This is a genomic window from Staphylococcus succinus, from assembly GCF_029024945.1.
In the GTDB taxonomy this organism is placed as follows: domain Bacteria; phylum Bacillota; class Bacilli; order Staphylococcales; family Staphylococcaceae; genus Staphylococcus; species Staphylococcus succinus.
Map to the genome: position 1 here is coordinate 190,956 of NZ_CP118976.1, position 12,082 is coordinate 203,037.

The following is a 12,082-nucleotide window of genomic DNA, read 5'->3' on the forward strand; positions in this document are numbered from 1 at the left end:
GTAATTTTTAAGGCATGAGTAATAGTGTATAAGATATGAAATAGCTAGTATATTTATATAGAAATGGAGTGATAAACATGTTATCAGGATTATTAAAACCAATTGTTGATTTAGTAGCTGCATTAGGATTGTAATGTTATAAGACGAGGAAAAACAGTGCATAAGATAAATAAATCCAGTATATTTATATAGAAAAAATCTGAAGCTTACAGTAAGTTATCTTGTTCACACCATGATTGCTGACTTCAGTAACGCAAACATATCTTCTTTGAATCATTGAGCGAAAATTGGCGATGCTAATCCTAATCCTATCTAAAAAAAGCCCTCACTATACGGGAGTGAGGGCTTTTTTAGATTTAGTATATAAAATCTAAACATCTACTAGAAAAGATAAAAAGTCTGTTTTAGGTCTGGATTTTTATTAAAAACATTAATGAATATCAAAATTTAAAAGGCAAAAAAGTTGCCGGAGTCATGGGATCAAATCATACAGAGGCTTTAGAGCAGTTTAATAAAGACAAACAGTATGATATTAAAACTAAGACCTATGAAAATAGAGAAAGTGCTATGTTAGATTTAGATAATAAACGTATAGATGGCTACATTAATTCCAGTTCGGTATTATCTGCAGAGAAAAACAAAAAAGGGAAAGATATTAAATTCATAGAAAAAGCAATCAATGTTGAACCTACCAGTTTCCCATTCAAAAAAGATAATGCAGATAAGAAAAAAGCTATAGATAAAGGTATCAAAGCATTAAAAGATGATGGAGAATTAAAAAAATCGTCAGAGAAATATTTGGGGGAAGATACTACCCAAAAATAATGTGACATATTAATTTGATTAAGAAGAAAGGTATGATTAAATTCACCTAAAAAGACGAAAAAACTGTTTTCACAAATTTTTGAAAACAGTTTTTTCGTCTTTTTAGTTAATGCGAATTGAAGATTGTATCTATAAAAATATAAGTTTTAAGTTTGATGAAGATATAAGTTAAATAGATTTAACGAGTAAAGAAAATGTTCTCCAATTTTTAATGAGTCAATTCAATAAGCAGTTAAAGGAGAAGGAAGTAGCTTTAAAAAACGAATATTTCTATCTTAGATTTGCACAAAAATCTATTTTGAAAGCGATTAATAGTGGTTGGATTAATCAAGTTGATAATTTACAGCAATTAAAGGGTAGTGTAAATAATAGACAAAGTGGACAGCGCAATGCGATTTTTGAATATCACAAAAGCGCGCTAGATTCTTTTGAAAGTATGAATTATAAAATCAAGGGAAATATAATTAGAAATCTCTGTCAGAGTATGATTACCTATGACGAAGATGGTGATTTAGTCATTCATTTCCCATAATTATTGAGGTGTATTGAAATGACGATTTATAATATGAATTTTGGCATAGGATGGGCGAGTAGTGGTGTTGAATATGCACAGGCATATCGTGCAAAATTGCTAAGAAATACGCAACATTCGATGAAGTTTATATTTTTAGACTTTATTCAGTCTGAAAATATTCAAACACTAACAAGTAATATGGGTTTTCATGATACTGAAGTAATATGGTTGTATCAATATTTTACAGATATAAAGATAGCGCCAACGTCTTATACAATTGAAGATATTAAAAGTAAGCTTGGAACAGAGGTCACACATGTTGAGCATAAGGGGAAAATCAAAAGACTTTATCTAAACAACGCACAAACCTTTGTAACATGTTATTTAAAAGAAGTAGATAAAGATTTGGTTGATCGTGCTGAATTTGTAGTAAATGGCATGCTCATCAGGAAAGATTTTTATAGTTATGTAAGAATTTTCTCAGAATATTACGCACCACATGATAATAAATCCAAACTTTATATGAGGCAATTTTATAATGAAGATGGGTCTATTGTATATAATGAATATATTGATGGTGATTCAAATATCTATGCGTTTGAAGATGCTAAATTATATAGTAAAGAAGAATTGGTTGGTTATTTTATCCAGCAATTACAATTAACAAAGCAAGACATTATTATTTTAGATAGGTCATCTAAAATTGGTCAAGCTGTATTACAACATAAAGGCTCAAGTAGGATTGGCGTAGTTGTACATGCCGAACATTTTAGTAAAAGTATTAAAGACGATGATCATATCTTATGGAATAACTACTATGAGTATCAATTTTCACAGGCGAAGGATATTGATTTCTTTATTACAGCTACAGATCTACAAAACAAAATTTTACGAGAGCAATTCAAAAAATATTATGGGATTATACCAAGAATTCGAACGATACCAGTGGGAAGCTTGGATCAATTAAAATATCCTACACAACCACGCAAACCGTATGCTATGGTTACAGCTTCACGACTAGCAACTGAGAAACATATTGACTGGTTGGTTCGGGCTGCAATAAAAGCCAAAGCAGAGGTCCCAGAATTAACATTAGATATATATGGGGAAGGTGCAGAAAAAGCACACATTACCCATATAATTGATGATTATAATGCGCAAAGTTATATCAACATGTTAGGACATGTTAAATTGGATGATATTTACGCAAAATATGAATTGTTTGTCTCCGCATCGACGAGTGAGGGATTCGGACTCACACTGATGGAAGCGGTTGGTTCCGGATTGAGTATGTTAGGTTTTGATGTGAATTATGGAAATCCAACGTTTATACGTAATAATAAGAATGGATTTTTGGTTCCAATTTCACTAAATGATGATGGCATGGAAGTTATAGTGAATCGCTTAGCTGAATATATGATTAGATATTTTAATAAAGGACTTCAACAGCCTCATGAAATTTCTTATGAAATTGCTAAACCATTTATGACTGCCCAAATAGAGCAAAAATGGAATAAACTAATAGAAGAGGTGCTGCATGATTAATTTATTTGAACGCTTTGATTCTAAAACACAAGTGTTATATAAATCCTTGCAGTTAGCAGGGCATCAAAATTATACAATTGTCATTCATGATGATGGATTTTTACCAGATAATATAACTTCCCCGTATCAGTTTTTTGCCAATAATCCAACTTCAGCTAATGATAAGTCGATGTTTTTTAATGGCATTGAAATTCCAAAATACTGGGAAATCGAAGGTAATAATGATGAAGCATGGATAAAAGATATGGGAGAAATACGCGGCAAAATTGTTTATCAAAAACAATATAAATCTAGGATTGTCAATCGAGTAGAATGGCTTGATAAAAATGGGAAAGTTCGTTTTATAGATCATTATACTAAAAATGGCATCAAATTTTCTCAAACTGTATTGGATGAAAATGGGAAAGCGATATTAAAAAAATATATGAATCGAGAAGGCAAGGAAGTCATTTATGAAAACTATATAACAAAAGATATTGTTTTAGAATGGCAAGATAAGACATATTTCTTTGATTCTGAAGTTGCTTTCATATTATTCTATTTACAAGCTTTAAATATCGAAATGAACCAATTTGTGATTAATTCTTTATCAACTCCATTTGCTGTATTATATAATATGAATATATCAGGAAATGATGTATTGTTTTGGCAAGAACAAAGTGGCGGAAGCATTCCTGGAAATATGAAATTGATTTTTAATGCAGATATGGTGCGCCAATTTAAAATCATTGTGCCTGAACATGCAGAACATCAAACTTTGACGAATTCTATGCAAGCATTTGAAAAAACATGTGTATTTAAATCTGGGTATCTCTATGACTATGTTAAAAGAAATGAATATACAAAAAATGCATTAATTATGACAAATTCAGATCAATTAGAACATATTGAATCTATTGTAGCGGCGGTACCATACGTGTCATTCCATATCGCTGCGTTAACTGATATGTCTTCAAAGTTATTGAATTTAAGTCAGTATAATAATGTGAAACTATTTCCAACAGTAGATGAAGATACAATTCAGGCATTATATGAAAAGTGTGATGTCTATTTAGATATTAATGAAGGTAAAGAAATAGTGGACGCGTTAAGAAAAGCGCTTGATTATGACATGTTGATTATGGGCTACGAAGATATTGTACATAATAAAACTGTTACTGCCATTGAAAACTTATTCACTAAAGAAGATGAGGCACAGGCGTTAATTCAAGCATTGCACAAAATTTATAAAAGAAGAAAAGTGTTCAACCAACGTTTACAATTTCAGAAGGAGCATATTAACGAAGTAAGTGTTCAATTATTTAATCATAAATTAAAGGTGTAATTCGCTTTATGGAATTTTAAACAAGTGAAAAAGTTATAAAAAAACAGATTGTTTACTTATTATAGTAAGCAATCTGTTTTTTTTATAGTGAAAATAACTTAGCAGTTAACCATATTGGTATTATAAATCACCGGTTAAGAATTGTGCTTTGCCGTTAAAAAAGCTCCAATCTTCATCAGTATTTTCTACTAAACTAATCATGATGTCCTCTTTACGTATGTCAGTATGTTCATGCAACGTATCTGCAAGCTTTTGATAGAAGTTTGTTTTCTCGCTTTGAGTTCTTGGTCTCGTAACAATCGTAAACACAAGCACATTTTCTGTGCGTTCAACACCTAAACCGGTATCTAATATTTGCATTTCGTAATCCTCATGTTGATTTACAATTTGGTATCTATCTCCCTCAGGCGCACCAAACGTTTCAAGCATTACACGATAAGATATATCTAATATCTCTTTGATTTCTGCTTTTTCTCTACCTTTGATCATATCAATTTTAATTAATGGCATTTTTAGGCTCCTCTTCTTCTATAAAAATTTTGTGTATTATATTATTTTTAAATATGCACAATCATATACGAGTTATAGTATATGCTATACCCCACTTATAACAATTTAATTGCCCAGGAAATATACATAAAAAGCATTAAAAGGCTTTAATTAAAAAATACATTTAATCTTAAGCCGATTATTTGAATTGATATTAATATCAGCGTAATATTCGATTGGTCTTAATTTATATCAGAATGTAATTTAAGCTGAATATGAATATAAAAGGTTAAGAGGAGTGGTAATATGTTCGATCAAACAAAACAATATATTAATGGCCAATGGGTCGAAAGTCACAGTAATGAAACAATGGATGTCATTAATCCAGCGACAGAAGAGGCTTTTGGTAAAATAGCTAAAGGTAATGCACAAGACGTGGAAGATGCAGTCAATGCAGCTGATAGTGTTTACTTAGAATTCAGACATTCATCAATTGAATATCGTAAAAATTTGCTTAACGATATTGTAAAAGAATATGAAAATCGTAAAGCAGATCTAGTTGAGGCGATGACTTTAGAACTTGGTACGCCTGTTACTGCTTCTGAAAACGTACATTATGAAATGGGATTAGCGCATTTTAAAGCAGCTAGAGATGCATTAGATAACTTCAACTTCAGAGAACGTCGAGGCAACAATATCGTAATTAAAGAAGCGATTGGTGTGGCAGGATTAATTACACCTTGGAACTTCCCTACCAATCAAACGGCATTAAAACTAGCTGGGGCATTTGCTGCAGGTAGTACTGTTGTCTTAAAACCTTCTGAAGAAACGCCGTTTGCAGCGATTATTCTAGCTGAAATTTTTGATAAAGTTGGCATGCCTAAAGGTGTATTCAACTTAGTAAATGGTGATGGATTAGGTGTAGGAAATCCAATTTCTGAAAATGAAAAAATTAGAATGGTTTCATTTACAGGATCAGGTAATACGGGTAGTAAAATTATGGAAAAAGCAAGTAAAGACTTCAAAAAAGTTTCGCTAGAATTAGGTGGGAAATCACCTTATATAATTTTAGAAGATGCTGATTTGGATAAAGCGGCTGATGCAGCTGTGCATAAAGTTGTCGATAATTCTGGACAAGTATGTATCGCTGGTTCAAGAACGATTGTTCCTGAATCTATCAAAGATGCGTTCATAGAAAAAGTTAAAGAAAAAATGAGCGACATTAAAGTCGGAGATCCACAAGATGCTACAGTTGATATGGGTCCAGTTATAAACAGCAAACAATTTAATCAAATTCAAGAATTTATTAAAATTGGTGCACAAGAAGGTGCTACAATTGAATTCGGTGGCGAAGGTAAACCTGAAGGTCTTGAAACGGGATACTTTGTAAAACCTACAATTTTCACTAACGTCGAAAATAGCATGACAATAGCACAAGAAGAAATATTTGGCCCAGTGATGTCTATTATTACTTACAGTGATGTTGATGAAGCAATTCGAATCGCAAATGATACAAAATATGGCCTAGCTGGTTATGTATATGGTACAGATATGGAAGTATTACAAAAAGTAGCTACTTCACTTGAAGCTGGTGTGATTGAAATTAATGAATATCCAAGAAGTGCTGATATGCCATTTGGTGGTTATAAACAATCTGGTATTGGCAGAGAATGGGGAGACTATGGTATTGAAGAATTCTTAGAAGTTAAAACAATTTCTGGTTTCTTCCAATAATCATAAGCAAAAATCCGTAGACAATAAGTTGTCTGCGGATTTTTTTATTTGTTGATAGGGTTAATTGATTACATCATTTGTAACTTCAATAAATCTAGTACGCCACTTGAACTGCCAGGGAAAGCAAAAATCATTTGATTTAACTCTTGAGCAGTTATTTGTTTATTAATAATAAAAGTCATTAAATTAATTAAGTCTGGCGCATCATTGGCGTAAATTTCAACACCAACGAGTCGTTTTTGTTGGTCGAGTATAATATCCATTTCAGCGGTTACTTCATTTTTATATTCAAATAAAAGTTGTTGGCCAAAGGGAATCGTCTTAATCGTATAAGATGATTCTTTATCTTGTGCTTCTTCAACAGTCACACCAATTTGTGCAAGGCGTGGTAAAGAATATAATACAGAAGGGATAGCAGGATATGTGATAGGGTTAACTTCTGTACCTAAAATGTGACTAGCAATATAATTAGACTCAAATGTGGCTGTAGGTGTTAACTTAGGAATGGTTTTATCTAATACGTCGCCACTTGCATAAACATTTGGGATATTTGTTCTTAAATATTCATCAACTTGAATTCCACTGTGACTATATTCAATACCAACATGCTCTAAACCAATGCCTTCCACATTTGGAAGACGTCCAGTTGCATCAAGAATATAGTCTGTATTGATCACATCGCCATTATTGGTTTGAATAACCAAACCGTTATCTGTTTTATTAATTTCTTTAGGAGAAGTACTTAGATAAAATTGAACTCCTTCTTGTGATAATTTATTTATTAATTTAGTCACATGATTGCGATTAAATCCTCTTAGCGGTTCGTTTGAATGATGTATGACTTTAACTTCTGAACCATTTTTTACAGCAATAGATGCAAATTCAATACCAATAATACCTGCGCCAACAATAGTCATACGTTTAGGAAATTGCTCTAATGATAAGAAATCACGACTGTCATTAGTGAATGAAGATCCCACGATATCTAATTTATTACTGTGTTGTCCGGTAGCAAGTACAATATGATTTGAAGTGATATGGGTTTTATTAACAGATACAGTATGTGGGTCGACTAAAGTGCCGGCACCATGGAATACATCAATGCCATATTGTGTGAACATATGTTCTAAAGTATTTGATAATGGTGATATCACTTGGTGTTTATAGTTCATCAAATTAGACCAGTTTATAGATAATTGGTCTTGATTAATGATATTAGGGTAACTTTGGGCAGCTTCTAAAATTTCATATGGGCCTTCAAGTAAAATTTTTGCATTACATCCATAGTTTGTACAAGTGCCAGCGATTTTGTCTTTTTCAATAATTGCTACTTTTTTATTAGCTTGTTTCAGTGTGATGGCAGCATGCCAAGCTGCATGACCACTTCCGATAAATACGACGTCATAATTGTATGTTTCTGACATGTATAATTCCTCCTGTTTTTGTGTTAAGACACAATGTTTTTTAATGAAAGCTCTAATTTATCCATAATATCTTTAGCTTCTTGATATTCTTGTAAATTCATTTGTTCTGAGACACATTGAGATATAGCCTGATAAATATCATGTTGCTGAGATTTGCCTTTGTCAGTGAGCTTAATGAGTAGTTGTCTTTTATCGGATGCAATTTTTTTTCGTTCAATCCAACCAGCTGTCTCTAATCGTTTTAGTAATGGTGTGAGTGTATTGCTTTTGAGATTCAGTGATTGACCAATGTTATATAGTGTTTGATTATCTTGTTCCCACAATGAAACAAGTACTAAATATTGTGAATAAGTTAAACCAAAATCTGAAAGCACTTGCTCATAAAATTTAGTGAATAAGCGACTGACATTATAGACTGAGAAACACAGTTGATTGGTTAGTTTCATTGTTTCATCCAAATAAAGCACCTCCTGATATATATTAATCGCGCGCGATTGATTATATGTTAACGCCAGCTCAAATGAATTGCAAGCAATTAGTTTGGAGATTTATTATTTAGAGAAGTAGGATGCTTTCTTTAAAGCATGTAAGACTATCAATTATAAAATAAAAATACTAGGTGCTAAGAAAGGCTATCATGCAAGGAGAAAATAAACTTGATAGATATAAGTATGGTTTTATAGCTGAAATGTAGAAATCATGATGCTTTATTCGAAAATCATCATACATGCTAATATAACTAAACACGAAGCCATGGATATTTTATAGAACAAGTTATATTTGAGAATCCACTTTTTGAAACAAAGCCCCATCAATGCCCACGTAATTGCTCCAGATACACCTATTAAAGCAATAATAAGTGTATAAGAAATACTTATAAAAATTCCGGTAGTTTGTGATGTAATATATGTGATAATTGCAGTGATAACGTAAACAATTGTTTTAGGGTTCATATACTGAAGATATAGGCCATCTCTTAAACGATAACAATTATGATTGTGAGTATCACTTTGTTTGTGCGTAAACACAGAATATGCGAGATATAATAAGTAAATAAAACCGATGATTTTAATAATGGTAATGAACTTGTCAAAATATGAAGCGACATATGTGCTAAATAGTAGGCAAATTAATGATAGTGATAAGAAACCTAAACCGATTCCTATTAAAAATCTTAGTGTACCTCTGATACCTAAACGTAGAGCACCGTCTAATGCTAATAAATTATTAGGACCGGGTGTATAACTCATGAAAAGTGTATAGATTATAAATGAAATGAACAAATTGCATTCTCCTTATCACATCCTGTATCATGGATATATATTAGATTGATTTCCAGTATATAGGAAATTCCCTTTAAAGGGAATTTATATCCGCTATACTGGAAAGTCAATAAAAAAAGGAGTCATAATTGTGGAGTTCCATAAAATAGTAGCTAAAAATATTTATTTATACAGAAAGAAAAATAAAATTAGTTTGGAACAATTATCTAAACTCACGGGTGTGAGCACTTCGTCATTAAACGAGATTGAAAAAGGCAATACAATTCCATCAATTAATACAGTATGGAAAATTAGTAACGGTTTGAAGTTGTCATTTAGTAGTTTAATGAATGAAGCAGAGTCAGATTATACTCAAGTAAATAAAGAAGATATTGTACCTGTAACAGAAGACGAAGGGAAATATCGTGTATATCCATATTTTCCATTTGAAAAGAGCAAGTCTTTTGAATTCTTTTATGTAGAACTTGATCCAGGTGCAAAGTTAGATTCTGAACCACATTTATCCGGTTCAGAAGAATCTATTATAGTAATCAAAGGACAATTGGAAATGCACTTAGAAAGTAATGTACTGAATTTAAATAAAAGAGACGCTTTAAGATTTAAGTCAGATGTAAAGCATAGCTATATTAATAATGGCGATGATGTTACAGTCATTTCTATGGTCATAGACTATCAATAAAATGATATATAAATTAAAGTATTAATTCATGAATAGGTGTATATGGTAGTGTATTTGAAATGTAGTTGATACAAAGGAGAAATCATATGATTGCTAGACTATAGATTTAAATCTACTTTTAGATATCTACGTTTGTGACATATAGTTAGGATTTTATCTTGAAAAAGTACATTATACTTTTAATAGAAGGCGTACTTTTCATTAGCTACTGATGCTTTTGTTATGGACATATTTCAAAGAATGAAAAGGTTATTTGTTTGTTTTTGAACAATATTACAACGAAGGTGTGTGCGGTTTGTCTGACTCAAGAAGGAAAGATGTCTAAAAATTACAATATTATTGTAGTTGGAACGAATAAATTAATACACTGATATTGATATTTTTACATGGCAAAGTTTAACTCCTAAATTTAAAGAGATGTATATAAGCATAAGCAGTCATAAAATTATGACTGCTTTAATTCATATATCTTATAATCAATGCAAAATAAAATGAGTATAATTAATCATGTTTATCCATGGCGTCATCATTTTTGGCTCGATCAAACCAAAAATGTGCATTAGGTGCTTCTTGTTGTGTCGGTCTGAAAACAGCAAGCTTCCCAGAACCTTTTGCTTTCTTTTGTTGTTCAAAATCTTTTAAAGCATGGAATGCAGGTTTACAAAGTATCCAAATGGCGACGATATTTAACCATGCCATCATACCGACACCTAAATCACCCATTGCCCAAGCAGCGTCAGCAGTCTTAAGTGTTCCATATGCAGTGGCAAAAATTAATATTAATCGTGTTATAGTGATAAAAATATTGGATTTTTTGGCACTCATCTTTCGTGTGAGATAAGCAGTATTCGTTTCTGTAATATAGGAATATGCCAAAATAGTTGTAAATGCAAAGAAAAATAGTGCAATAGCGATAAAGTAAGAACCAAAACCAGCGAAATTAGGATCGAAATGATAATCGCCTCCTTGAAATGCTTTATCGATACCAGATTGGACATACATTGCTGTGCCAGAAGGGTCTTTAGAACCATCTGCATTTAATACATAAACCCCATTATCTTCAACTAAATTCGGTTTTCCATTTGCATTTTCCGTGCCATCTGTTGTATTGAAAGTTCCTGAAATCAAGATGATTAATGCAGTTGCTGTACAGACAAAAAGTGTATCTATATAAGCAGAAAATGCTTGTACCAGTCCTTGTTTAGCAGGATGAGATACTTCGGCAGCTGAAGCAGCATGTGGACCAGTACCTTGACCCGCTTCATTAGAATAAAGTCCTCGCTTTACCCCAATTTCTATCATGGCGCCAATAATTCCACCGAAAGTAGAGTGTAAACCAAATGCCGATTTAAAGATAAGTGTTAGGAGTTCAGGCACTTGGCTAATATTTAAACAAATTACAATAGCGGCTAAAAGTATATAAGCAATAGCCATAAAAGGAACGATAGCAGTTGCCATACTCGCAATTCGTTTAATACCACCAAATATAATAAGTGACAGTAATACTACAAGAAATATAGTAACTATCCATTTAGGAATGTTAAAAGCACTATGTAAAGAAGTAGCAATAGCGTTGGATTGTACGCCAGGCATTAATAAACCTATTGAGATAATTGTAATGACTGCAAAAATTAGAGCGAATATTTTACCAAATTTTCCGCCTATACCATTTTCGATATAATAAGCTGGTCCACCTCTATACTCGCCATTTTCTTTTTGTTTGTATATTTGACCTAAAGTTGATTCTACAAAAGCTGTACTCGCGCCTAATAAAGCAGTAACCCACATCCAGAATACTGCGCCAGGGCCACCAATAAATATTGCAGCTGAAACGCCCACGATATTACCGGTTCCTACTCTTCCAGCTAAAGATAATGAAATAGCTTGAAAACTAGAAATACCTTGAGGAGATTTCTCGCCTTTAAATAAAAGACGAATCATTTCTTTGAACTGTCTAACTTGTGCAAAACGTGTAACAATTGAAAATAATAGTCCAGTAATTAATAACCCAAATACTAATGGTGGGCTCCATACAATCTTATCTAACGTATCAATAATTTCTGTAAGCAAAATAACTCTCCTAACTTAAGATGAATGAATATCACAAAATGTAAGCGCTTGCTAGCCATTTTACACTTTTGAAAATTGTTAGCAAGAGTGTCAATTAATTCGTTAACAGTTTAATGAATTAAATTATTGAATGAATAGTTAATATGTTTAGTATTTTTATTTATAAAAAAAGAACAAAGTGAGTTTGGTGTTAAA

Annotated in this window: 11 protein-coding genes; 6 read left to right on the forward strand and 5 right to left on the reverse strand. The window is 32.0% G+C overall.

Annotated features, from left to right (window positions below):
* Positions 1-474: 474 nt before the first annotated feature.
* The 4 genes from PYW31_RS00830 to gtfB all read left to right on the forward strand — a co-directional run bounded on the left by PYW31_RS00830 (position 475) and on the right by gtfB (position 4,208).
* Entirely contained in the window at positions 475-825 is a 351-nt protein-coding gene (locus PYW31_RS00830; protein ID WP_053042492.1) for a transporter substrate-binding domain-containing protein, read from the forward strand.
* A 172-nt stretch (positions 826-997) separates the two neighbouring features.
* On the forward strand, positions 998-1,357 hold the full coding sequence (locus PYW31_RS00835) for a preprotein translocase subunit SecA (RefSeq protein ID WP_103356889.1): 360 nt from the start codon (positions 998-1,000) through the stop codon (positions 1,355-1,357).
* A gap of 18 nt (positions 1,358-1,375) precedes the next feature.
* Positions 1,376-2,884 (forward strand): accessory Sec system glycosyltransferase GtfA, encoded by a 1,509-nt coding sequence (gtfA, locus tag PYW31_RS00840; RefSeq protein ID WP_046838048.1) that lies wholly within the window; start codon positions 1,376-1,378, stop codon positions 2,882-2,884.
* Positions 2,877-4,208: an accessory Sec system glycosylation chaperone GtfB gene (gene gtfB, locus PYW31_RS00845; protein ID WP_046838047.1), complete on the forward strand. Its 1,332-nt coding sequence runs from the start codon at positions 2,877-2,879 to the stop codon at positions 4,206-4,208. The genes gtfA and gtfB overlap by 8 nt, the downstream gene beginning before the upstream one ends.
* Before the next feature lie 120 nt (positions 4,209-4,328).
* On the opposite strand, the gene PYW31_RS00850 is transcribed toward gtfB, so the two are convergent.
* Positions 4,329-4,718: a tautomerase family protein gene (locus tag PYW31_RS00850; protein ID WP_046838046.1), complete on the reverse strand. Its 390-nt coding sequence runs from the start codon at positions 4,716-4,718 to the stop codon at positions 4,329-4,331.
* Between the two features lie 285 nt (positions 4,719-5,003).
* Here PYW31_RS00850 and PYW31_RS00855 point away from each other — a divergent pair, with 285 nt between their 5' ends.
* On the forward strand, positions 5,004-6,431 hold the full coding sequence (locus tag PYW31_RS00855) for an aldehyde dehydrogenase family protein (protein WP_046838045.1): 1,428 nt from the start codon (positions 5,004-5,006) through the stop codon (positions 6,429-6,431).
* 68 nt (positions 6,432-6,499) lie between these two features.
* On the opposite strand, the gene PYW31_RS00860 is transcribed toward PYW31_RS00855, so the two are convergent.
* From PYW31_RS00860 to PYW31_RS00870, 3 genes are all read right to left on the reverse strand, one after another.
* The gene (locus PYW31_RS00860; protein ID WP_046838044.1) at positions 6,500-7,855 is read right to left on the reverse strand and encodes a dihydrolipoyl dehydrogenase family protein; all 1,356 of its coding nucleotides are present in this window, start codon (positions 7,853-7,855) and stop codon (positions 6,500-6,502) included.
* Positions 7,856-7,878: 23 nt separating this feature from the next.
* Complete coding sequence (locus tag PYW31_RS00865) at positions 7,879-8,301, reverse strand: MarR family winged helix-turn-helix transcriptional regulator (RefSeq protein ID WP_046838053.1); 423 nt, start codon at positions 8,299-8,301, stop codon at positions 7,879-7,881.
* Positions 8,302-8,562: 261 nt separating this feature from the next.
* Positions 8,563-9,138 carry a LysE family transporter gene (locus tag PYW31_RS00870; RefSeq protein WP_046838043.1) on the reverse strand — a complete coding sequence of 192 codons (576 nt, stop codon included), beginning with the start codon at positions 9,136-9,138 and terminating at the stop codon, positions 8,563-8,565.
* Positions 9,139-9,268: 130 nt separating this feature from the next.
* Between PYW31_RS00870 and PYW31_RS00875 the strand changes: the two genes are divergently transcribed.
* The gene (locus tag PYW31_RS00875; protein ID WP_046838042.1) at positions 9,269-9,817 is read left to right on the forward strand and encodes a helix-turn-helix domain-containing protein; all 549 of its coding nucleotides are present in this window, start codon (positions 9,269-9,271) and stop codon (positions 9,815-9,817) included.
* Positions 9,818-10,318: 501 nt separating this feature from the next.
* Here the strand turns inward: PYW31_RS00875 and PYW31_RS00880 are convergent.
* Positions 10,319-11,887, reverse strand: coding sequence for an alanine/glycine:cation symporter family protein (locus PYW31_RS00880; RefSeq protein WP_046838041.1), 1,569 nt, complete (start codon positions 11,885-11,887; stop codon positions 10,319-10,321).
* Positions 11,888-12,082: the final 195 nt, after the last annotated feature.